Origin of the sequence: Pontibacillus yanchengensis Y32 (genome assembly GCF_000770635.1) — a bacterium.
Classification (GTDB): Bacteria; Bacillota; Bacilli; order Bacillales; family BH030062; genus Pontibacillus; species Pontibacillus yanchengensis.
The window spans coordinates 1-22,174 of sequence record NZ_AVBF01000060.1 but is presented as its reverse complement, the minus strand read 5'-3'; the positions used below and the strand labels follow the sequence as shown (position 1 = coordinate 22,174).

Here is a 22,174-nt window from a genome sequence, read left to right as displayed (position 1 = left end):
GACGCGAGTTGTTCCACGGCCACCTTTATTCCATCTAAAGCAACGGAAATCCAACCAGTTAGTAATGGTAATTTTGAAATATATCTCGAATACAAGTCTTCAAGATTATGCCTCTTATATGGAATAACTTTTATAACTTTTGTCCATTTAACCCTGTAATAAAAGTAAGTTAATTCCATAAGAGTTAAACAATTCACCTTAAACAATTATGAATCAAGTAATAATCCTTTTTCGCATAAAAAGCCTAGCACAAATAAAATGTGCTAGGCTTCGTTTTGCGTTACTATTATTCTTCACAAATAGCTTTTGCGATGTACTCGCCATGATGTCGGCCGTTTTCAATAAAGATTTCATTATTGTTATATCCAGCGGCGATGACACCTGCAATATAGAGTCCAGGTACGTTCGTTTCCATTGTTTCGTCATTAAAACTTGGTCTGCCTGTATCTTCTTCAATTGTAATGCCCATTTGCTTTAAGAAGCTATGGTCAGGATGATATCCCGTCATAGCAAATACGAAATCATTTTCTACTTCGTATGTTTTTCCATCTATTTCGTAATACACTTTATCTTCTGTAATCTCCGTTACAGTAGCATTAAACTCCATTTTAATATCTTCTTTTTGAACTAATGCATCAAATTCAGGTAGTATCCATGGCTTAACACTTTTAGAATATTCCGCTCCTCGATAAAGGACTGTTACTCGAGCACCTGCTTTAACCAGCTCTAATGTGGTATCAACAGCGGAGTTCTTTCCACCAATTACAACTACCTCTTTATCAAAATAAGGGTGAGGTTCTTTGAAGTAGTGCATTACTTTATCTAAAGTCTCACCTGGCACACCCATGTAATTTGGTTGATCATAATAACCAGTGGCAATGATTACATTGCTTGCAGTATATTCAACCTGTTCACCATTTTTCCTTTGTGTACACAATTGAAATTGATTACCTTCTTTATTTACTTTTTCCACTTTTTCAAACGCATTAATTCGTAATTGTTTGCGCTGTGCTACAGCACGATAATAGGCTAAAGCCTGGTTCCGTACTGGTTTTTTATGTTCCGTAATAAATGGCATTTGTCCTATTTCTAACTTTTCACTGGAACTAAAAAACATTTGATGGGTTGGATAATTGTGAATGGAGTTTACGACATTTCCTTTTTCAATAAGGAGAGGGTTTATGCCACGCTCTTGAAGTTCAATAGCAGCGGACATACCACAAGGGCCAGCTCCAATAATAATTACTTGTTCTTTTTGCAATTTATTTCACTCCTCTTAGATGAAGACAGCATAGTATTCCTACTAAGTTGAATAATTATTTTACTACAGTTTATTAGGCTTCTTTTACAAAATAAAAGCATCTCCTACCAACATTATGATAGGAGATGCTAAGAAAAGTTTCAACCTATATCCATCCACGGAATCGTGCTGCTTCTGCCATCTTCCTTACACCAACCATGTATGAGGCAAGGCGCATATCAATTCGCCTTGTTTCGGCTGTATTATATACTGAGTTAAATCCTTTCACCATCACCTTATGAAGCTTTTCTTCTACTTCTTCTTCGCTCCAATAATAGCCTTGGTTGTTTTGAACCCATTCAAAGTAAGAAACGGTCACTCCACCAGCTGATGCTAACACATCTGGGACAAGTAAAATGTCACGTTCTGAAAGGATTTTGGTAGCTTCTAGTGTCGTTGGTCCGTTTGCTGCTTCAACAACAATACTCGCCTTAATATTATGTGCATTCTCTTCTGTTATTTGATTCTCAATTGCTGCAGGAACTAAAATGTCACAATCTAGCTCAAGCAGTTCTTGATTTGTAATCGTATTTTTAAAGAGATTCGTTACCGCCCCGAAACTATCACGGCGATCTAGTAAGTAATCAATGTCAAGACCCTCAGGATCATGCAAGGCACCATAAGCATCTGAAATACCAATAACTTTTGCGCCTTTGTGGTGCATAAATTTAGCTAAGAAGCTGCCAGCGTTACCAAATCCTTGAATAACAACTCGAGCCCCTTTAATATTAATATCCTTCTTCTTTGCTGCTTCCTCTATACAGATGGTAACCCCTTTTGCAGTAGCAGATTCACGTCCATGTGAACCTCCAAGAACAATAGGTTTACCTGTAATGAATCCAGGGTTGTTAAATTCGTCAATGCGGCTGTATTCATCCATCATCCAAGCCATGATTTGAGAATTAGTGAATACATCTGGTGCAGGGATGTCTTTCGTTGGTCCTACAATTTGACTTATGGAACGAACATATCCACGACTTAATCCTTCTAATTCCCTAAACGACATTTCTCTTGGATCGCAAACAATACCACCTTTACCTCCCCCATAAGGAAGGTCTACAATACCTGCTTTTAAGCTCATCCAAATAGAAAGAGCTTTTACTTCTTTTTCGGTTACATTTGGGTGGAATCGAACGCCACCTTTTGTTGGACCTACAGCATCATTATGCTGAGCTCGGTAGCCAGTAAATATTTTTATAGAACCATTATCCATACGTACAGGAATACGTACCGACATCATTCTTACTGGTTCTTTTAATAAGTCAAAAACCTCTTTAGGATAACCTAATTTTTCTAAGGCATTACTTACCACCGTTTGTGTTGATTTTAATACATCCATCTTATCATTGTTGTTCTCATTTGCAGAATCAGCTGCTTTATCGGCTACCATGAACTTACCTCCCATGAATAATCAGTTCAGTTAAAGTCATCCTGTTCTATACAGCAATTAGTATACATGTTCTATTCACATATGCAACAGGATATAAACATTTATGCTCATTTAAATTCTGTAAGCGATTTCATTATAAGTGGGTTTCCCTATTCTTGTAAAGAAGCCTGATGGTTGAAAGATCAATATCTCAGACAAAGTTGATCTGTCCAGTATGCACGTATCTTTATACGTTTTGAAAGTCCAACGAAATACGTACAAATTCTTCTACCATCTCTTCATAGCTTATTCCAATTACACTTGCTGCATCTGGAAATAAACTTGTTGGTGTCATGCCTGGCAACGTGTTTACCTCTAATATTATTGGCTCTTCTTTATCAGAAATAATGAAATCTACACGAGAATACGTATCACACCCTAGAAGTTGATGAGCTAGGACTGCATCTCGTTGAAGCTTTGTGGCAATATCTTTTGAAATTTCCGCTGGACACACATGTTCACTACCACCAGGAGCATATTTAGATTCATAGTCATAATATTCATTTTTAGGGATTATTTCCACTACAGGTAATGCTTTTTCATTTCCTTGAGTACCCATAACGGCTACAGTTACTTCCCGCCCGACTATATATTCTTCAGCCATAATCATAGAGTCACAACTCATTGCTTCTTTTATTGCAGGCAATAACTGATCTTCAGTGTTAACAATTGTCAACCCTAGTGTAGAGCCTTCCTGATTTGGCTTAATGACTAATGGTAATGATAGGGCTTGTTTAATTTCTTCTACCATAGTATGAGCATTTTTCCCAAGTTGAACAGGAAGACTTATACTTTTGGCAGTTTGTAAGCCATTCTGATAAAAGATTTGCTTAGCTTTGGATTTATCCATAGCTAATGATGATGCTAACACACCTGACCCTACATAAGGAACACCTAGCATATCCAATAACCCTTGGATTCTCCCATCTTCACCGTGCTTTCCGTGTAATCCAACAAATACAATATCTACTTTCAAATCTAGAATTTCATGTATTCGATTTGGATGAAAATCGATTCCAATTACATCATGTCCATTATGTATTAATGCTTCTATTATTCCTTTTCCAGTTGAAAGTGATACTTCTCTTTCACCTGAAATTCCTCCGTAAAGCACGGCTATTTTCACACGTGACACTCCCATCAAAACTTTACTAACAAATTGCACAGCTTACGTACAAAATAATCTTAACATGTTAGCTACTATCCAGCTATTCAAATTAAAAAACTGAAAAATATGAATTAAGCTTAGTTTAATATCAATAAAATCTTCTAAGTAGAAACAAAAGGGATTTTTCGCCATTAAATATGGTAAGCGGCAGAGCTCAATAGAATACAGCGCGCTATTTTATAAAATCCATAATATGAAAAAAAGATCGTCCTAGAGGGATCGATCTTTGTAACAATCAGTCAAAATAGTGTGTAATACTTTCTACCGCATTTGACTTAAATATTTCTTTTCCATACTCTTTTAAACGATGTGAGGTTACTGTACTCGGAGATGAAAACTCCGACATTATAGCAATAATACTCTCACGATTAAATTCAAACAAGTCATTCTCTTCCAATTTCATATAATAATGTGAATCCATGAAGTAAACGGAACCACCTGTTAGTGGCAATTGCTTAAGATGCTTACTGACTTGGATAATATCTTCAAAAGTAGAAAATGCAAAAACCATTTCCTTACTCTCATCTAAAGTTACTTTCATTTCTATAAAATCTTCGTCATATTCATCATTTAATTCATCGCTTTGTGTTACGACTATAAGCATCCCTTGAGCTTGCATAAGATAAACCTGGACTTGTAGCATACCTTCTAATTCAATGCCTAATTCATCTGTAGCTTCATACATCATATCATGAAACAACTGATGTACCCTTGGAAGGTCTTGCCATAAATCTTCTCGTGTAAGTCCACGATCCATTAAATCATCAAATGTTAGAAATATTTTAAACTTGTTGTTAGACATTCTTTCTAAACGCATTCATTCGTCCCCCTTGAATGCATATGAGATTCCTTTTGATAGTATATGTTTCTTCATTCAATTTTGCTACCGTTCTATAAAGTATAAAATGGAAAAGCGCGGGGGACAAGCCTTTATTTATTTGAGGCTAGCCATTGCTCCCATTCTTCCTTAGTATTACCAATTAAATAAGGTTTTATTGGTTCCTTCTCTTTTTCTGGCAAGTGATCGAATGCAAAGCCACCAAGCCCTATAAATATCCCTGGATATTGTTCCTCTAGGGATTTAGCTAATTTAACTGTATCAGGGATGTTCTTCTTCATTGTATTAGACATAAACAAGTATTTAGGTTGAACTTCATTTATAACTACATTTACATCTCCTGCAGCTACACTTTGACCTAAGTATATAACGTCATATCCTTTTCGTTTTAAGTACAATGTATATATCAATAATCCTAATTCATGCTTTTCGTTAGGGCCACATACACATACGGCCTTTGGTAGGATTTTATCTGATGGCATAGAAATAAGCATCATACCCAACCTAGAACGCAAAAAGTTCGTTGCAAAGTGTTCGTGTGCACTGGAAATACGGTTCTCTTCCCATTGATACCCTATTCTTACCAATAATGTTCCCACCACATCTAATGCTACCTTCTCTGGTGAGAACATGCTAAATGCATAGTCTAATTTTTCGTGTGCACTAGACTCATCAAATGATAATAATGATTGCAATAATTCTTCTGTTATCTGATCTAGGTTGCTTCTAGATCCTTCTTCTATAACTGCATGTGAAGAATCAACCGTTTCTTTGTGATCCTCTAATATGGAAACAGCTTGGGAAATAGTAAATCCGTTATTCACTTTTTCCAATAGCCATTTTAAAACTTTAACATGCTCATCAGTGTATAATCGATGCCCAGCCTCGTTTCTTATTGGGCAAATTATTTGATACCTTCTTTCCCATGCTCGGAGTGTTCCTGGTTGAACCCCAAGCATATTCGATACAGCTTTTATATTATATTTCCCTTGAATGCTGGACATACATTTGCCTCCACAGTATTATTTTTCTTTATTATAGAATAACTGTAGAGGTGTGTAAAATTTGTATAGGTTTTATATAATATTTGAACAACATATAGTTACAATTTTTGATTCATTTTGGACTCATACTGCCATTCTTGGTTTTTTTTCATTGTAGGATTATTAGTAATCATACCATAAAATAGTACAAATATGAAAAATGCTATTACGACTTTTAAAGATAGTATTATTAAAGGTACTGGCGATAAAAAGATAAGGAAAAATAACACATAATGTCCTATCTTTTTGTCTGAATAAGAAATCCAGTTTCGTAAGAACGTACTGTGCCCCCACATTCCTACTAAAAATGCCATCCCACCTAAGAAAAAATCTGCGGGATACAAAATGGATTGTAGCAAGGCATCTAACGTAAAAGGGATAGTAGCAAACGGAAGCCAGTACACGGAAAAAAAACAACCGGAAAATCCTATACCACCAGGGATAAGTAACCGTAAAAACATAAGACACCCCCCTAAAGCAAATCTATGCTTATAGGGAGGTATCCATGCTAGTCTTCTTTAACATCTAGTACACGAAATCCAGAACGTTCAAGCTTTCGAACAAATTTTTCTATGTTAGGGGTTTTCTCTATTTTTAAGACAATTCTTCTAGCTAGTTTGTCTGTCTCGTCAAATGTGGCTAAAGATATAACATTTTCATGGTATTGCTTTACTATTTCTGCTAAACGTGCAATTCTTCCTTCCGATTCTTCTGATGTGAATGCAATTCGCACACCACTTCGATTCATGCCAAAAGCACTTTCGAATTGTTCTATAACATCATATCTTGAAACAATCCCAAGGAATTGTTTATTTTCTTTCACTACAGAGATAATTGGGAAACCCTTAAATGTTGTGAGAGTTTGTTCAAACACATCATCTTCTGTTACATAGTAATCTTGATAGGAGACGATATCCCCTGCTTTTTTCTCGTTAAGAAACGTTTCCTTATCCATGGAGCTTTCAAAAAATGTTTTATAAATTACTTGCCTTGATATCATACCTTGAAAAATACCATTGTTCACTACTGGCATTCCTTGTATATCATGCTGATTAAGCGTATGTAGCACATCATCAAGCGATGTATCCAATCCAGCTGTAAAACAACGATGTGCAGGTTTCATTATTCCTTTTACAAACATTGTCGTCACCTCATTTTATTTGTTTGGATGAATCTATACTCTAATTAATTCTGCATCTCTTATTCATTCCCCTCCTAACTACTTAATTTAAACTTAGCATAAGACAAGATTCCTTTCCATACAAATGAAACGTGAACCCCGTTAACCAGAATTTTGGAAGGAGGAATCACATGCATACTCAGGTGAAATATTATCATCCATATATTAGCCCTTTTGATCCTTGTCCCCCTATTCGGGTGAAAAGCTATCAAACCCCACCTAACTTATATCTAGGATTTCAACCCCCAAATCTAGAACAATATCCTCCAAAACAAGCGCTATATTGTGGAACATTGTGGCCAGCCTTATTTAGTCCTTATCCAAACCCACAAGGGAGGGACGAATATGAATAAGCAAATGCCACAAGAATTTTATGAATTACTAGAAGAAATTCAGGTGGTTGACTTTGTTTTGGTTGAGTTGACGTTATACCTTGATACTCACCCTCATGATTATAACGCCATCCAACAATTTAATGAATGCGCCAAGCAAAGCAAACAACTAAAAAAACAATACGAGCAGCAATACGGGCCGTTAAGACAATATGGAATGAGTTATTCAAGTTACCCATGGAACTGGGGAGATGCTCCTTGGCCATGGCAAGTTTAGTACTAGAATAATAATTGGGAGGAGGAACGTCTTATGTGGTATTACGAGAAGAAACTTCAATACCCTGTACGAGTGAGCACTTGTAATCCGCAACTTGCCAAATATTTAATCGAACAGTATGGAGGTGCGGATGGAGAATTATCTGCAGCCTTACGCTATCTAAATCAACGTTACTCCATTCCTGATAAAGTAGTTGGACTACTTACGGATATTGGTACGGAAGAATTTGCTCATTTAGAGATGATTGCTACGATGGTTTATAAATAGAACATAACTAAAATGCTATAATACATTATACAAAAACCTTCCTTATTATATTCCTCTAAATAACACTTTAAAAAAGGCATAAAAAAAGAGCAAGGCTTCATGCCTTACCCTACTTCCAAAAGGAATTTAAATTCATTGCTTCATGTATAAACTTCCTCATATCCAGCTCCCCTACATCAGTCGCCTTTCCTTTTCCTTCTATATAAATTGTCTTCTCATCAATTATTTCAACTAACTCCAATTTACCTTTTGATTCTAAAACTTTTTGCTTGCTCATGATGTCTCCCCCTCTGCTGTTACAAAATCTATATGTGAGCCCTGTTTGTCCTAATAACTTGAATAACTGCTCTCACTTATGATTAAGAGGAGATTTTGTAACTGTGACACCAGAGAGGGAATGTAATTATAAATGTATAAAAAAAGAAGGAGCCTCTAAGCTCCCACTTGTTTAAATTCCTTATATACTTCTCTCCACCTTGCACCATTGCAGATCATTGCCACAGATGATCTACTGATATTGTACCTTTTAGCTATTTCTGTCTGAGGCATTTTAGAAGTATAGTACAGGCTTAAAATGTCTCTAGCCTCTGCCTGACTTAATGTAGAATTTGCTGACTTTCTTGCATCTTCATTTAAGGCAGAAAACATAGCTTTTAAGCCTCTGAATACTTTACCTCTTACAATCTTTCTTACAGCATACTCAGTAAGATCTGTCCTTTTAGCAATAATCTTGATGCTCTCCTGATCTACATAGTAAGATCTTAAAATAAAGTAAGCATCATTGTAGCTAATAAGATCCTCTATCCTGTGCCTGTTATTTAGACCAAAGCCATTAATATAAGAATGTGTCTGATTATCCTCTAATGTCATGTATTCTAAGTTACTCAGGCTGTTATCTGTCTTATCTCCTGACTTATGGTTAATAGTCATACCCTCAGACATCTGCTTAATGTACTCCTCAGGATCTGCAAGGATCATTACAATATGATGCAAATAAACTGTATAGCTTTTGCCTCTAGATCCATCCCTCAAAGAGTAGTTAGTATATCCATCTGTAGAAATAGATGCCTTTTTAGATCCTTGCCCTACTTTCTTAACTATTGTAAGACTGCCTGCCTCTAAATTGTAGTTACTGCCCTCAAGATCCATATATTCCTTAACTAACTCTACTCTGTGCTGTAGTCTTTCTGCATTTAATCTAATCATTTATAAGCTCCCCTTTTACTGTTTTGTGTAGTGTTGGTGTGACTTCTTATACATAAAAAAAGACAGGGCTTATCTACCCTGCCTGTTGCTTTTTTTTATATTTCCTTACATAGCTACCTATAGTAGTAGCATATACATCATTACTTTCTGCTATTGTCTTATAACTGTAGCCCTGATCTTTTAGCTTAGCCCACTCAGCTACCTGCTCAGCAGAAAACTTAGAAGGTCTACCTCTGCCTCCTGATCCATTTTTCTTTTTACTTGCTTTAGCAATGTCATTCTGTAAAACAATGTACCTGTCAAAAAGCTCAGTATCTTCAAAGTAATAACTCTTATGAGTCTTGTACTCTACTCCTGTTACCCTGCCATTACTTACTACTGGATGAGGATATACTGTATAAATGTTATTATCTTTATCTACTGTCCATTGAGCAGGGGTCTCCTGCAAGATCTCTAATACATCAAATAGCAGTAGATCTAGATCATCCTCTTTAATCTTTGTAAACTCTTTATCTAGCTCTTTAATCATTTTCTCAGCCTGCTTACTGTCTGTAATATCTCTAGAAATATAATGCTTTACCTGATCCATTGGAATATTGTTATCTCTTAATTTAGACAAGTATCTGTTTTTAAGATCCATAACCTCTAGCCTGCTTAACTTAGCCAATGCTCTCACCTTCTTCTTTTACATCTGAATAAATACCCTCTAATGTCTCAGTCTCAGCCTCTGCTAACTCCATAAAAGCATTGAAGGTTTTAGGACTATATGTGCCTGTCAGGATACCTTTAATGATATTAGCAGGCATACTTTTATTTTCTCTGTTGATAACATTGAATGAAGCCCCTTTAATGTAATGACAATATAGGATGTATCCAATGGTTTGACCTGAGTAAGATTGATTACCTGCCCTCAAAAGCTCATACCCTTTACTGCTGATCTCTTTTGCTTGCTCTCCTGATTGAATCCATGTGTTAAATTTATAATTCATCATGTTAGTTTGCTCCCCTCTGAATATAAAAAGAGCAAGACTGTTTAAAGCCCTGCTCCTGCTCTTATGATTTAATACTGAAAATGAGTGTCATAGTCTTAATTAGAGATAGGACAATAACTCCCTCAAGTAATACCTGCGCCATGTTGGTAGCCCTCCTGATGTAGTGTATTGCTCCTAACTCTCTCCCTTATAAGGATCTGTCTCTGTACAATAGTTGGATCTCTTTTGATCTCTTTACTCTTACCTAACTGTAGTGAAATACTTATTAATTATTGGTTGATATGCTCTTTTTAATTCCTTTAAGTCTACTGTATCTAGTCCTACCTGTTTAAGATGGACATGCCTGCCAGTACCCTTAAACTGATTCTGTCCTCTTTCAATAATTCCCTTATCAGTCAAGATGCTGTTTACAGATCCAAAACATACATTAATAGGATTAGCTACTTCATTCATTTTCTCAATGTCTGTGTCAATGCTGTTAATAGATGCATCTTCAATAACAGACTTATAAAGAGGCTTATACATCATTTTCGCCTGATTGTAGACCTGATAAAACTCATCTGCTACATTAAAAAGCTCCTGCTTACCCTTGTTATTCATAGCTACATTTACTGACTCCTGTAGCTCAATATCCTCAGTTAGTTGATTAATAGCTCTTACTGCATCTTTTACCTCAGTAACATTTGTAGCTGTTTCTTTAGTCTCCTGAGCCTGCTGTAGATCCTCCTGCATTTCTTGTAAAGCCTGCTCTCCTTGCTCTTTCTGCTCCTCCATATTATCTACTGTTGCCTCTACTGCATCCTTAGCTGTTAGTAGCTCCTGTACCTTTTCCTGCATATCTTTCATAGCTGTTTGTGTATTCATAGTAAACATTCTCCTTTTTATTGTTGGTATTTTCTTGCCCTGTTTTTAAGATCTGCCTTTTTCATCATAGCTTTAAGCTCATCTTCTACTGACAATAGTACTTCTAACTTGCCCTCATGCTGTGAAGCTCTCTGCTCTACTTTTTCCTTGTCTAGCTCAGGAGGCTTAGTTACTCTGTTTGCCTCTTGCTGTTTAGCTCTTATTTCATCTATTTCCTCATCAGAAAAAATCTCACTAAGTTTGCTGTACAATGCCTCACCACTTACAGGCTTTTTATCTGCCTTGATGTCTTTACCTGCCTCATACTTCTTAACCTCAGCTTTATTGATCTCCTGAGCTGTCTCCTGCTCCATTCTTTCTAACCTTACTGCTTTCTCAAGTAGTTTAATGTCAGGATGCTCTGTCTGATTGTAGAGAGACATAAAAGCCATTCCCCAATACATAAGCTCAAGTTTAAAGCTCTCATCCTCAAGATCAGCATTTACAAAGTTTTGAGCATTTCCATTACTGGACTTATCTCCTCTGTATAAGTAGGAGCTCTCTGCTAAGTTGATCCCTAAAGCCCTTGCATCCATATGCTTACTAATTGTTGAGAGTGTAGACTTAACAAACCACCTCAGGCTTGATGCTTTTGTATTCTGGAATGTCATAACATCAGTAGCAGTCATGCCTGTAAAGTCAATCAAAAGCTGTCTATCTCTTGCATTGCCTGTAATAGCTGACTGATACAATACCTCAATAAACTTATCAATCTGCTCCTCAGATAAGCTCCTGCTGTCTAAGCTAGTAATGTCAATCTCAGGCTCAGCATTTTCCTTAGCCCTCTCTAGCTCCTCCTCATATGCTTGCTTATTTTCTGCAATGTACTTTCTGAGAGTCCTAGAGTTAATACCTGCTTTCTCTGAGTACATTGTCTGTGTGATCTGTGAGTCAGTACCTTTTACATACCCAAAAGCAATAGCATGTTCAATAGCTTGACTAGGCATAACCTCTGCAAAATACTCCTCAATAATCTCTGTTTGCTTATCTGTCATGCTGTGTTACTCCTTTCTGTTTTCAGTTTCTTATAAATGTAGTGTAGTGTAATACTAAAGAAAGATAGCAAGCTACTGACTAAAGTAGCCTGTTACCTTTTCCACACTCTAGTGCTACTGGATGAGACTAACTAAAGGTATTTTTGAAAAAAAATTTATTAAATTACTAACTATTTATATATGGAGTAGCCACAAACTCTGCTCCAATAGCTCCTGTAGGATCACCTGATTGCCTGTACAATACATAAGGATTTACTTTTACAGATAGCTCTTTCATTGCTCCTACCTTAGTCCTTGCAAATACATATTGCCCATTCCAAACAATAGATCCTAGCTTGTTAGTAGTATCTACTCTAGAAAGACCTAGTAACTTAGCCAATCCATTGATAGTCAAAAACTTGATCTCACTTAGCTCCTTTTCATTAGGAGTAACAGTCAGCATATTGCTTTCATAATGAATGTAAGGGATAGTCTTATAAATAAATCCAATGTCAGCAGGCTGTGTACCTCCCTGAGAAAATACATCCTGTAAACTTTTAATAAACACCTTGACTGCATTATTAGTCTTTCTATTCTTATAAGCTCCTGAGACTCCTTTTCTAAAACAATATTTATCTGCAATAAAAAAAGCCTTATGACTTTTGCCATAAAGCTCTACAGTATTTGAGTAGATAAACCCTTTACTTTCTAGTCTTTTCAGTAAATTCCTCAATGTCTTATCTGACTTAATCTTTAGCATTTGCTGTAATTGCTTTTTATTCATAGGTAACTTACTGTCATTTTTTAGCTTAATCATATTCTTATAATCAATGTATGTCTGCATGATTAGCAAGTAGCCTAGATCCTTGTTATTCAATTTAGATAAACTTTCTTGTAATCCATCCATCTCAGTAAATACAAAAGGATTTTTACTTTTATTAATTACTGTCTCTTTCTCTTTAGCTTTACTAATTGCTTTCTGTTGCTCAAGAGGGATAACTTTTGCCCCCTCTACAATAACTCCATCCTCATCTACTACTCTATAATTAGTCATTTCCCTTTTTCCTCCTCAATTCATTTAACTCATTCATAACTTTTACTCTTTCTTTAGTCAGCTTAGTTACTTTCTCATTTACTGACTCAATAAGGCTGTAATCTCCAAGATCTGCTTTCTTTATCATGTGATTCTGCAATGTCCTGTGAGCTGGATGCTCCTCATTAATAAAGGGATACACAGACACATCAATTTTCATCTGTAATTTACTTGCCTCTTGAATAAGCTGTAACTCTCTTTTTTCCTTTGCTGTAGTCTGTCTCATAATTTAATAGCCTCCTTTTAAATAAGCAGGTTTATCTCTGCCACTTAATAGGTCAGCTATTTGAGGAGGGATCAAGTAATTTAGAAAATAAATTTTTAAAACTGCTGCTTAAATTAATATAGAAAGTAGAATAGGTAGGAAAAAGGGGCATGAATCTGTAGGAGCGCAGGTAAAAATCCAAGACTAAGGATAAAATCTGTAAAGTAAATTACCGCTTTTAAGCCAAATCTATAAAGGTTTTTACCGCATTAAATATGAGCAAAACAGGGATGATCCCCAGAGCCTCAAGAGATGCCGGGATATTTCACTTAATAGAAAACCTCTTATCTTATAGGGAATAACATCAAGAGCTTATAGGCTAAAGCCTAAGTCCTTCCCTCTGGTCAGGCCTCATACAATAAAGGGAATGTTTTAATAACTTTAGTAGCTACAATATAAGGGCTTATACTCAGTTGAGACAGTTAAGATCAGTCTAAGCAGTCAGGAAGGTAGTACAGGATTTATTGTAGTTATGTTTTAGTTTCTCAGATCTTTTCTAAGTAGTTGTGGAGCTTTAGCTCCTATTTCTAATCTCATTAAGTCTTAATAACTGCCATGACAGGGATAACAGTTGATACTGTCGCAGAAAATGAGACAATAAAGCCCTATTGTGTACCAAAAAATGGGCACTATCCTTCTGCTTTACTATCTCTTACTCTTTATTATTAAGTAGTTAATTCAGTCACAAAAAATGGTACAAGGGAATAAAGCAGGTATATTCCTGCAAGTAAATATTGTAATGAGCCTTTAAAAGTACAGTAGTCAGTAGGTTAAATAAATGTAGAGGGCTTTAATCTTTTTAGATTAATTCCCTGTACACTCTCCTTTAGACTGTGTGCTGTTGGTGTGCATAGCTCTTATCTTGATTGGATAGGCAGGATGAGGAAAGCAATTTCTTTATGTAAGGAAAGCAGTTGTCAGTACTCCCCTCCTACTCTCCATTATTGTCTGTTTAATTAGCAGTTTTTTTATAAATGTAGTGTAGTAAAATACTGTAGACTTCCCTTGCTGTGGCTTAATTGCTATAGTGAGGGAATTTTTTTATGTCTATTTTCTGTATAGATCCAGTAAGCAAGTAATGTAGCTCCAGGAGGGGAATAACTTAGATGCAGTATGTAAATAGTGTAGATCCAGTACAAAGACAGCAGGAGAAAGTACATAAGTATTGTAGATCCCTATTGTAAGGCTTTAGCCTTTATGTTTAAGTACTAATGTTATTTAAGTTAATGCAGTTATTATAGTTAGTACAGTTAATATAGTTAGGGTGTCAAAAAGACACCGCCTCCTGTCAATTCCTCTACCTCCTTACTGTATAGATCTCTTTTTAGGCAGTAGTCAAATAGTGTAGATGCAGTATGTAAATAATGTAGATCCAGTAAGGGCTATTATCTAACAGGGGGAGGGGTAGGTAGTGTAGATCCAGTAAGGACTGTATAGAAAGTAGCAAGGGCAGACAAAGACAGTATAGGAGTCAGTTAGGATGCAGTTAGGATATATTGTAGGAATGTACTGTATAGGAGCAGTTAGAGGTCTGTAAGAGAGCTGAAAGAGATCCAGTTAGGTATCAGGGGTAGTTATTGTGAGAGGTAAATTGATAAAAACATCCAAGAAACAAGCCCTGCAAATGCCTGCCCTTTTGTCTGAATTATCCATAGGTCAGCCAAGCATAAGCACTCTCAGGCCTTGTACAGTCTGTATTGTGATCCATTCCTGTAGTGTATCCTCCCTTGTTTCAGTAGGAATAATAAATATTCTTAGATACTGAAATGAATGTGAAGTAAGAAAAAATGTAACTTAATTGCATTGTGTTACCTGTTAAACATTGATTTAAAGAGGTTTTGTTGCTACTGTAGTTTTATAGGGGTTTAAAAGTAACATAATGAGTATTTACATTACATATAGGAGGTACATATATGAATACAGCTCAGCCTATAACTGATCCAGTAATGATAAGAGAAGTTATGGAAGTATATAAGAAAGGATCTAAACAGTATCTGCTCTTAGCCTACAGTTTAAATACAGGGCTTAGAATATCTGATATATTGAGAGCTAATGTACAGGATAGCTTGCAGGGGATCTGGAAGGACAGAGAGGAGAAGACAGGTAAGGAGAAGATCATACAGCTTAATGCTAAGCTACAGTTACTTATAAGGGATTATGTAGAGGCTAATGATCTACAGCCTGATGACTTCCTTTTCTACAGTAATAAGAATAGGAGCAAGCCAATAAGCAGAGTACAGGCTCATAGGATTGTAGCTAAAGCAGGAGAAATGATAGGCATTACACTTAGCTGTCATAGCCTCAGAAAGACTTTTGGCTACATGGCTTACAAGAATGGTGTGGATCTGTCCTTGCTACAGTACATCTTTAATCACAGCACACAAGCAGTTACATTAAGGTATATTGGAATCACTCAAGATGAGGCTAATAAAGTAACCTCTACAATGACTATAGGAATATAAGTGTTAAGGCTCTCTGTTTAGGGAGCTTTTTCTGTTTGTTGAAATGCATGATGGGGGGTGCATGGGGGGGCTAGGGGGTTAAATATGGTGCATGTTATGCTTGAAAAGTAGATATTCCATTTTTGTAGGAATGGGAGGAATCAATTAAACTAAAAAGCAGCAGTTACATAACTGCCACTTAATACAAAAATTTATGAAAAGGATGTTGCCTCTTTTTTATCTGTGTTTTTTTCTTACCCTGCTCTATAATTTCTTCATATGGAATTATCTTAGAAATACTACTAAGGTCAGATCCTGTCATGTAGACTATCTCCTCAATTGAATAATTAGATTGAAGCAGTTTCTTTATTAGGTTGCTCCTTATAAAAGATGTGCTAAAAGTCTTCCAAGATGGATTACTCTCATCTACATATTTCAAAATAATTTACCTTTATAAACTTCCCAACTTGATCCACTATAAGGAAGTAAAAACATGAATCTTAATATTTTCTTCTGATATCCCTTTAAATTTATGGTACATTTCTTTTTAAAAATTTCAAATCCAACTGCTCTTCTGACATTCTCCAAAAAAAGGAGCCTAATAACAGCTCTTTTTTTTAATTGCTACTATCTCTCCAGTCTAGAGTAGTTAATAATTTATCCTCTGATAGTTGAATAACTTTATTCTTTTGTAGAGTTTCTTGAGTTTGTTTGTTGTACATGTTTATAAGATCAATCGCTATGAACACTTGTTTTGACATTGAATCATAATAATCAATGACCTGCTCTACTGCATCTTTTTCAATGTTTTTAAATAAGAAAGAATCATGAATAATAAAAGGCATTCTAGTTAGTCTTAATATAGCTAAATCAAAAATTAATAAGTTTGAATAAGCCTTACCAGTACCAGTGTTATCAAATATTTTATATTCATAAGATGTATAGGATAAATCTAATTGTGGAGCAGTTCTCTTAACCCCATGGACTAAATCATTTATTTCATTTATTTTTTCATTTACATCATTTTCAATTTGAGTAATAATCTTTGTCTTAATTTCATCAAGATCTTCTTCCTTTTTAGTAAGATCTGACTTTACAACTGATAATTTATGATAATACTCATTTTCCAACTGTAGGTTCTTTATCTCAGAAGTATATTCAATTAATTTATCAATAAATACAGTTAGCTCCTCATCTGGATTTAGGAGTTGATCTTGCTTGTCATTTAATTCCTTAATTTCCTCATCTAATTCCCCAATTCTTTTTCTTAGCTCCTGCCTTGCGGACTTCAACTCATTACTAAGTATAGATCTAATACCATTATGGAAGGATTCAATATTATTTAATTTTTCTAAATTAACATTTGGAAAAAACTCAACAAGGTTTTCAAATCCTGCATCACTAGACTTCTTAATTGTTTTATTTGTCCTATTGAGCCTAGACTTGAAGTACTCCCTCTCATCCAACAATTTATTCTTTTCTTCTCTAATTTTAATTAATTCATCTGAAACTATTTCGCCCACATTTATGGATGGGCTTTGAGCCTTGTGACCAACCTTCTCAATTTCTTTATTGAGCCTATCTATTTCTTTAATGTTTTTTTCATATTTTCTTTTTGTTATCTTTGGAATAAATTTAAAATTACCTGCTTTATTCAAAACACTCTTTTGTTTTTCTAAGGTCTTTAACTCTTTATCCTGCTTAGCTATTTCATCATACCTTTGAAAGGTTTTTATCAAATTTGAAACTGTTTCTTTAAATCCTTGATTAGGAAAGTTATGTAGTGGCTTTTTAACATCATAGTTATTTTTACCCCATACTCTGGAAAAAGTGCTCACAGCAGATCTAAAGGTTATGTGTTTAAAATCTAACTTATACAATTCTTCTAATCTGTTTCTAAACTCTCCAACTTTCATATCATCTAGTCTTTCATAGCTGCCATTACTTTCAAAAACCACTTCAGGAGCATCTGTACCTCTAATAAAATTATATTCAGTATCATTAAACTTAAATGTGAACAAAAAATCATGGTCACCTAATTTATCTACCATGTCTTTATTATGTGTGATATATGTATTACCACCAAAAACAAAATCAACAATCATTAATAAAGTGGATTTTCCAATTGAGTTTGACCCTTTATTATCACCCAACACAACATTCAGACCTTCATGAAATTTAATCATCTCTTCTTGAAATATTTTACTTTTAATTCTGATTAACATATGAAACTACTCCTTTATTAAAATCCACTGCAATAGCATCAAGTAAAAATAACACATCAAGTGAATAAATAAATTCATCTATCTCATCAAAATGGCTTTGAGTATTAAAAAACAATTCCTTAATAGATTCCTCTTGGTGTGATAAGTTTTCAAGAATCACAGTCATTTTATTTATTATTGAATCATCATATCTAATCACTTTATTAGGTACTAACATTAGAACACCTCACAATTTTGAATGAAAAAGGAAATTATAATTCCACAAGCACCTAAAGAGCTATTACCAGTTTTTTTTGACAACCACTCTGTAAGCTGACCATATATTACCTCTTGAGAGGACTCTGATTTCCTCAGAATGCTATAGAAAAGTTTAACTTGTAGAGCTATTCTATTGAATGATTCAGGGTACTGGCTATCAAGTATGATAAATTGCTGTTGAATATATAGATAATACTCTCTAATTTCATTTCTAATCCTTCTCTTAGTTATTTTTGTTAATGTTTCATTTGCTTTTTCATTTAGCTTTAAAGCATTTAACTCTAATTCATTAGGGGTATCTTCATGAAATTCTTCCTCAACAAGTACTGTAATTACCTCTTTTATCTCAGTCTCAATCTGGTAGTCATGGTACTTTGCTCTTGTTTCATTCTTACTCAAAATATTTTTCTTAATGCTGAATAATTTCCTATAGTCGTCAACAGTTCGAGGGTTATCAAATTTTTTATGACAATCGCGACATAAAGCAATGAAGTTATCTAAATTATTTACATCCCCATGTAATTTTTCTTCATCCTTTAAAAGTTCCTTTTCTTCCTCTGTAGGATTAAGCGGATATATATGAGCACCCTCAAAAATTTTATGTTTTTTCCCACCTTTTTCATACATTAGAGATTTGGCACATAAAGGACACATATTTTCAACTTCTGCAAGAAGTATCGCATTTTCATTATCAGTTGGTTTTCTTCTTTTAGGCATTTAAAACACACCACCTTTGACACAAAAGTCTACTAAAATAAAATCTATACTATCTCCTCAATTAACCATTTCTTACTTAAGTAAAGAAAGACTTAAAATCCTCTGTGTTTTGCTTGCTTCATTTAAAATTTGCATGTGTTTCTTTTATAAATCTTGATGCCTTCTTTATTTTGCTCTCTTTCTCCCTTTCAGCAATCTTCTCATCTAATATTATTTCAATCGCTAACTGAATGTTAGGAAACATCTCCAAGCACTTATCTTCTTCTAGCTCATGGACACCCTTGCTTAGAATTCCATATAACTCACTATGCTCTACTAGAAAGGCAGGTAAATAACCTTTTAATAGTTTTATTTTGTCATTCATTCTGCATTGTTTGTATTCTTCCTCATTCCATCCTGTAATTTCCTTCTTTGCGTTTAAGTGACTCTCCTCAATTAACCCCTCAAAGATCCTTCTAAGATAAACAAAAGATCCTATACCTACACCATGAGAGGCTAAGCCTACTCCCTTACTAAACTCTTTATATTTATCCTCATCAAGTATTTTTCTGTACCTTTGTAAATCAGCATTATCAATAGTTGCGGTGGAAGGATATTGACCTATTTTGATTAGAGCAGAATTCCTAAACAATAACATGAAATACATTTTGTGGTCAGGATCTCTTTGGCATGTAAACTGTAATATTATTGGAGCTACATTATTCCAAAAGTGTTCAATGTTATAATCAACTCTGTCATCCTCAGTCAATTCCTCCTCAGACCTTTCTAGTACACCATCAAACTTGTTGTTTACTCCCTTAATTGAGAGACCATATTTAGTAATTAAATTATTATGCGCTAGTCTTCCTTTAAAAGTGCTTTCCTTTTTACAACTGGTGCAATAAGTATCTATTACTATTTCATTACCAAACATCTCTTCTAATAGTTCAAAATTTGATTTATTTATTTTTAATCCATCATATAAAGAGTCTTCTTTTAAAAATTTTTCTATTTCTTGTTTAAACATTTACTCCACTCCTCATCCAAATAATCCATATATTAATAATAACAGAAAATATTGGTTTTATTCAGTCAATGAAATCGCAAAAAAAGAAGCTAGAATTACTGCTCTAGCTCCTCTGCCTGTCCTTTATAGTGTATTTTCATATCAATCTCTGCTTTATGATCTCCAACCCTCTTATACTCAATCCTATCTATTACAGATGTAAGTAATTGATTCATTTCTTTTGTTTCTAGGTCAGACTCACCTTTTAACAAGCTCTTTAGCCTGTCTAAGACAGCCTCTAGCTCTTTTACCTTCTCATCATTAGTCCTACTATTCAATCTTACTAACTGCGTCTCAGTATGCTCTCTCTGAGCTTTTAACTGCTTTATCTGTTTCTGGGCATCTTCCTCAGTGAAAATCTCAGCTATATAACCTTGCTGTACCTTTTTAATACTTGCCTCTATCCTCTTTAGATTGTTAGTTAGTACATTTTTTTCATCTACAGGATTAGTCTCATCTTCCTTAATGTTTTCTTTAACATCCTCTAGATACAGCTCCAACCTATCTACAAACTGAGCAAACTTTGAAAAGAATACTGCTTCAAAATTCTCTAGTTTAACTCCTTTATTCTTACAGGTGGTGTACTTAATCCCATCCTCACTATAGTTTCTTGTTTGACAGGATGTAACTCTCAACTCTTTACCTTTTCTTCTTTGGAAACTGTGAGTCCTTCCACAGATGGCACACTTGATTAATCCAGTAAAAATAACTTTTCCTATCCTTGCACTAGGAGGTCTAGTTAATCTTCCCTCTCTAATTGCTTTTGCTTTGTCCCAATCCTCAACAGATACAATAGGCTTATGAGCATTCTCAAAGATGATCTGCTCACCATCCTCTGTCTTTAACTGTCTTGGAGATCCACTTGGTTTTTTACTTGTTTTAGAAATCCTTGTCTTACCATAGATAACAGTACCTTTATAAACTGGATTAGCTAGTACTACAGATATTCTTGCCTTATTCCACTTTGATCCTGTAGGAGTTAATATTCCCTCTAGATCAAACATTCTCTCTATATCTGTAGAGGTATTGCCTGCTAGGTACAATGTAAAAATCCTTTTGATAACAGGAGCATTTTCATCAGGCACTAATTTCTTAGTTTTATGGTCATAGCTGTAACCTATAGGAGTTTTACCTCCCACCCAGTTACCACCTTTGGCTGATTGTCTTTTACCTCTTACCAGTCTTTTCTTGATGTTTAAATACTCTTGCTTTGCTACAATAGACTGCATATCACTCATCAAGTCATCTTCTTGAGAAGTGTAGTCATATATTTTAGAAGATGTTACTACATGCACCCCATAGTTGGTTAGTTTTCGCTTTATCAACTGAAAATCTGCTCCATCTCTGGATAATCTGTCTTGATCTGTTACCACTACAGCATCAAAGTGAAAACCTTCTACTTTATCCAAAAATTTATTCAACTCAGGTCTTGTCTTTCTATCCATTCCCTGAGAGGAGCCAACCTCTTGAAAGACCTCAAACTCCCAGTTATTCTCTACACATTTATCAACAAGATAAGCTAACTGCCTCTTTATTACCTCATCTGTTTCATCAGGTCTGGATTTCCTGCTGTAAATGGCAACCTTCTTTATTTTACTTATTGGCAATGTATTTTCCACTTTCATGCTCCTCTGTAAGTTTGATAAATGTTGATGTATCAATACTTTACCACAGTTGCATATTGGTTTCAATCTATAAACTAACGAAAGATGCCACTCCCGAACAAATGAAAGCAGCTGGTTTAGGAGCACATTATGCAAATCATGACAATGCCCTCTTTTATCATAATGCTGGCGGTGTTCCGTGGACGGCTTCTTATATTGCTGCCAAAGGTGACCCTATCGCCGACCTTTATGAAGATATTGCTGCAGAAGAAAAAGCTCGAGCCACATATCAATGGATTATTAATCTTTCTGATGATCCTGATTTAAATGATGGTTTAAAATATTTGAGGGAAAGAGAAGTCATCCATTCGCAACGATTCCGTGAAGCTGTGGAAATATTGAAAGATGAGCGGGATAAACAAATTTATTTTTAGAATATTGGTGAAAAGATGTTATTATGCATCACACAGGAAAACGTTTAGGAATAAAAACCTAAACGTTTTTATTTGGCTTTTTACGATTACATTATATCCTTGATGTGTCCTTATTCCGTATTAGCCCCATTATGTTGAAGACTTGGATTCGAGATAAATCTGGGTATGAAAGATGTTTCCGTT

At 35.0% G+C, this 22,174-nt stretch carries 23 protein-coding genes and 2 pseudogenes; 5 read left to right on the top strand and 20 right to left on the bottom strand.

All coding sequences use genetic code 11. The features are described from left to right. Window positions 1–286: 286 nt before the first annotated feature. The 7 genes from N782_RS16540 to N782_RS16510 all read right to left on the bottom strand — a co-directional run bounded on the left by N782_RS16540 (window position 287) and on the right by N782_RS16510 (window position 6,919). Window positions 287–1,261, bottom strand: coding sequence for a YpdA family putative bacillithiol disulfide reductase (locus N782_RS16540; protein WP_036822775.1), 975 nt, complete (start codon window positions 1,259–1,261; stop codon window positions 287–289). Between the two features lie 145 nt (window positions 1,262–1,406). Continuing rightward, a complete protein-coding gene (locus N782_RS16535; RefSeq protein ID WP_036822773.1) occupies window positions 1,407–2,690 on the bottom strand; it encodes a Glu/Leu/Phe/Val family dehydrogenase in 1,284 nt (427 codons plus the stop codon). A gap of 226 nt (window positions 2,691–2,916) precedes the next feature. Beyond that, window positions 2,917–3,855: a D-alanine--D-alanine ligase gene (locus N782_RS16530; RefSeq protein ID WP_036822771.1), complete on the bottom strand. Its 939-nt coding sequence runs from the start codon at window positions 3,853–3,855 to the stop codon at window positions 2,917–2,919. A 277-nt stretch (window positions 3,856–4,132) separates the two neighbouring features. Then, a complete protein-coding gene (locus tag N782_RS16525; protein WP_036822767.1) occupies window positions 4,133–4,714 on the bottom strand; it encodes a genetic competence negative regulator in 582 nt (193 codons plus the stop codon). A 113-nt stretch (window positions 4,715–4,827) separates the two neighbouring features. Continuing rightward, window positions 4,828–5,739, bottom strand: coding sequence for a MerR family transcriptional regulator (locus N782_RS16520; protein WP_036822764.1), 912 nt, complete (start codon window positions 5,737–5,739; stop codon window positions 4,828–4,830). A gap of 98 nt (window positions 5,740–5,837) precedes the next feature. Then, entirely contained in the window at window positions 5,838–6,239 is a 402-nt protein-coding gene (locus N782_RS16515; protein WP_036822761.1) for a hypothetical protein, read from the bottom strand. Window positions 6,240–6,286: 47 nt separating this feature from the next. Next, window positions 6,287–6,919 (bottom strand): CBS domain-containing protein, encoded by a 633-nt coding sequence (locus N782_RS16510; protein ID WP_036822759.1) that lies wholly within the window; start codon window positions 6,917–6,919, stop codon window positions 6,287–6,289. A gap of 170 nt (window positions 6,920–7,089) precedes the next feature. Between N782_RS16510 and N782_RS16505 the strand changes: the two genes are divergently transcribed. The 3 genes and pseudogenes from N782_RS16505 to cotJC form a co-directional block, all read left to right on the top strand. Then, complete coding sequence (locus tag N782_RS16505) at window positions 7,090–7,311, top strand: spore coat associated protein CotJA (RefSeq protein WP_036822757.1); 222 nt, start codon at window positions 7,090–7,092, stop codon at window positions 7,309–7,311. Next, complete coding sequence (locus N782_RS16500; RefSeq protein ID WP_036822754.1) at window positions 7,304–7,567, top strand: spore coat protein CotJB; 264 nt, start codon at window positions 7,304–7,306, stop codon at window positions 7,565–7,567. The genes N782_RS16505 and N782_RS16500 overlap by 8 nt, the downstream gene beginning before the upstream one ends. Before the next feature lie 33 nt (window positions 7,568–7,600). Next, window positions 7,601–7,831, top strand: a pseudogene (cotJC, locus tag N782_RS16495) (spore coat protein CotJC); the annotation flags it as partial. Between the two features lie 112 nt (window positions 7,832–7,943). On the opposite strand, the gene N782_RS21615 reads toward cotJC, so the two are convergent. From N782_RS21615 to N782_RS16460, 8 genes are all read right to left on the bottom strand, one after another. Continuing rightward, window positions 7,944–8,111, bottom strand: coding sequence for a hypothetical protein (locus tag N782_RS21615; RefSeq protein WP_161783129.1), 168 nt, complete (start codon window positions 8,109–8,111; stop codon window positions 7,944–7,946). Between the two features lie 155 nt (window positions 8,112–8,266). Next, entirely contained in the window at window positions 8,267–9,040 is a 774-nt protein-coding gene (locus N782_RS16490) for a sigma factor-like helix-turn-helix DNA-binding protein (protein WP_036822751.1), read from the bottom strand. A gap of 73 nt (window positions 9,041–9,113) precedes the next feature. Next, the gene (locus N782_RS16485; protein ID WP_161783128.1) at window positions 9,114–9,716 is read right to left on the bottom strand and encodes a transposase; all 603 of its coding nucleotides are present in this window, start codon (window positions 9,714–9,716) and stop codon (window positions 9,114–9,116) included. Continuing rightward, window positions 9,700–10,032 carry a hypothetical protein gene (locus tag N782_RS16480; protein WP_036822744.1) on the bottom strand — a complete coding sequence of 111 codons (333 nt, stop codon included), beginning with the start codon at window positions 10,030–10,032 and terminating at the stop codon, window positions 9,700–9,702. Before N782_RS16480 ends, N782_RS16485 begins: the two co-directional genes overlap by 17 nt. Before the next feature lie 240 nt (window positions 10,033–10,272). Beyond that, the gene (locus tag N782_RS16475; RefSeq protein ID WP_036822741.1) at window positions 10,273–10,896 is read right to left on the bottom strand and encodes a hypothetical protein; all 624 of its coding nucleotides are present in this window, start codon (window positions 10,894–10,896) and stop codon (window positions 10,273–10,275) included. A 17-nt stretch (window positions 10,897–10,913) separates the two neighbouring features. Then, window positions 10,914–11,930 carry a hypothetical protein gene (locus N782_RS16470; protein ID WP_036822739.1) on the bottom strand — a complete coding sequence of 339 codons (1,017 nt, stop codon included), beginning with the start codon at window positions 11,928–11,930 and terminating at the stop codon, window positions 10,914–10,916. 166 nt (window positions 11,931–12,096) lie between these two features. Then, window positions 12,097–12,963 (bottom strand): hypothetical protein, encoded by an 867-nt coding sequence (locus N782_RS16465; RefSeq protein WP_036822737.1) that lies wholly within the window; start codon window positions 12,961–12,963, stop codon window positions 12,097–12,099. Next, window positions 12,956–13,228: a hypothetical protein gene (locus N782_RS16460; protein WP_036822734.1), complete on the bottom strand. Its 273-nt coding sequence runs from the start codon at window positions 13,226–13,228 to the stop codon at window positions 12,956–12,958. Before N782_RS16460 ends, N782_RS16465 begins: the two co-directional genes overlap by 8 nt. A 1,952-nt stretch (window positions 13,229–15,180) precedes the next feature. Here N782_RS16460 and N782_RS16455 point away from each other — a divergent pair. Next, window positions 15,181–15,729 carry a tyrosine-type recombinase/integrase gene (locus tag N782_RS16455; protein WP_036822731.1) on the top strand — a complete coding sequence of 183 codons (549 nt, stop codon included), beginning with the start codon at window positions 15,181–15,183 and terminating at the stop codon, window positions 15,727–15,729. Between the two features lie 596 nt (window positions 15,730–16,325). On the opposite strand, the gene N782_RS16450 is transcribed toward N782_RS16455, so the two are convergent. From N782_RS16450 to N782_RS16430, 5 genes are all read right to left on the bottom strand, one after another. Continuing rightward, window positions 16,326–17,933, bottom strand: coding sequence for a DUF2326 domain-containing protein (locus N782_RS16450; protein WP_036822728.1), 1,608 nt, complete (start codon window positions 17,931–17,933; stop codon window positions 16,326–16,328). Then, window positions 17,917–18,150 (bottom strand): ABC-three component system middle component 7, encoded by a 234-nt coding sequence (locus N782_RS16445; protein WP_036822726.1) that lies wholly within the window; start codon window positions 18,148–18,150, stop codon window positions 17,917–17,919. The genes N782_RS16450 and N782_RS16445 overlap by 17 nt, the downstream gene beginning before the upstream one ends. Beyond that, the gene (locus tag N782_RS16440; protein WP_036822724.1) at window positions 18,150–18,908 is read right to left on the bottom strand and encodes an ABC-three component system protein; all 759 of its coding nucleotides are present in this window, start codon (window positions 18,906–18,908) and stop codon (window positions 18,150–18,152) included. Before N782_RS16440 ends, N782_RS16445 begins: the two co-directional genes overlap by 1 nt. Window positions 18,909–19,026: 118 nt before the next feature. Continuing rightward, window positions 19,027–19,914 (bottom strand): hypothetical protein, encoded by an 888-nt coding sequence (locus tag N782_RS16435; RefSeq protein ID WP_036822722.1) that lies wholly within the window; start codon window positions 19,912–19,914, stop codon window positions 19,027–19,029. Window positions 19,915–20,009: 95 nt separating this feature from the next. Beyond that, the gene (locus N782_RS16430) at window positions 20,010–21,572 is read right to left on the bottom strand and encodes a recombinase family protein (protein ID WP_237582680.1); all 1,563 of its coding nucleotides are present in this window, start codon (window positions 21,570–21,572) and stop codon (window positions 20,010–20,012) included. A 59-nt stretch (window positions 21,573–21,631) separates the two neighbouring features. Between N782_RS16430 and N782_RS16425 the strand changes: the two are divergent. Continuing rightward, window positions 21,632–21,991: pseudogene (locus N782_RS16425) on the top strand (manganese catalase family protein); the annotation flags it as partial. Window positions 21,992–22,174 lie beyond the last annotated feature (183 nt).

Coding starts and splice junctions, on each gene's coding strand:
- N782_RS16535 (WP_036822773.1), bottom strand. CDS start 2,690: ATGGTAGCCGATAAAGCAGCTGATTCTGCAAATGAGAACAACAATGAT.
- N782_RS16525 (WP_036822767.1), bottom strand. CDS start 4,714: ATGCGTTTAGAAAGAATGTCTAACAACAAGTTTAAAATATTTCTAACA.
- N782_RS16520 (WP_036822764.1), bottom strand. CDS start 5,739: ATGTCCAGCATTCAAGGGAAATATAATATAAAAGCTGTATCGAATATG.
- N782_RS16515 (WP_036822761.1), bottom strand. CDS start 6,239: ATGTTTTTACGGTTACTTATCCCTGGTGGTATAGGATTTTCCGGTTGT.
- N782_RS16510 (WP_036822759.1), bottom strand. CDS start 6,919: ATGTTTGTAAAAGGAATAATGAAACCTGCACATCGTTGTTTTACAGCT.
- N782_RS16505 (WP_036822757.1), top strand. CDS start 7,090: ATGCATACTCAGGTGAAATATTATCATCCATATATTAGCCCTTTTGAT.
- N782_RS16500 (WP_036822754.1), top strand. CDS start 7,304: ATGAATAAGCAAATGCCACAAGAATTTTATGAATTACTAGAAGAAATT.
- N782_RS21615 (WP_161783129.1), bottom strand. CDS start 8,111: ATGAGCAAGCAAAAAGTTTTAGAATCAAAAGGTAAATTGGAGTTAGTT.
- N782_RS16490 (WP_036822751.1), bottom strand. CDS start 9,040: ATGATTAGATTAAATGCAGAAAGACTACAGCACAGAGTAGAGTTAGTT.
- N782_RS16480 (WP_036822744.1), bottom strand. CDS start 10,032: ATGATGAATTATAAATTTAACACATGGATTCAATCAGGAGAGCAAGCA.
- N782_RS16475 (WP_036822741.1), bottom strand. CDS start 10,896: ATGAATACACAAACAGCTATGAAAGATATGCAGGAAAAGGTACAGGAG.
- N782_RS16470 (WP_036822739.1), bottom strand. CDS start 11,930: ATGACAGATAAGCAAACAGAGATTATTGAGGAGTATTTTGCAGAGGTT.
- N782_RS16465 (WP_036822737.1), bottom strand. CDS start 12,963: ATGACTAATTATAGAGTAGTAGATGAGGATGGAGTTATTGTAGAGGGG.
- N782_RS16460 (WP_036822734.1), bottom strand. CDS start 13,228: ATGAGACAGACTACAGCAAAGGAAAAAAGAGAGTTACAGCTTATTCAA.
- N782_RS16455 (WP_036822731.1), top strand. CDS start 15,181: ATGAATACAGCTCAGCCTATAACTGATCCAGTAATGATAAGAGAAGTT.
- N782_RS16450 (WP_036822728.1), bottom strand. CDS start 17,933: ATGTTAATCAGAATTAAAAGTAAAATATTTCAAGAAGAGATGATTAAA.
- N782_RS16445 (WP_036822726.1), bottom strand. CDS start 18,150: ATGTTAGTACCTAATAAAGTGATTAGATATGATGATTCAATAATAAAT.
- N782_RS16440 (WP_036822724.1), bottom strand. CDS start 18,908: ATGCCTAAAAGAAGAAAACCAACTGATAATGAAAATGCGATACTTCTT.
- N782_RS16435 (WP_036822722.1), bottom strand. CDS start 19,914: ATGTTTAAACAAGAAATAGAAAAATTTTTAAAAGAAGACTCTTTATAT.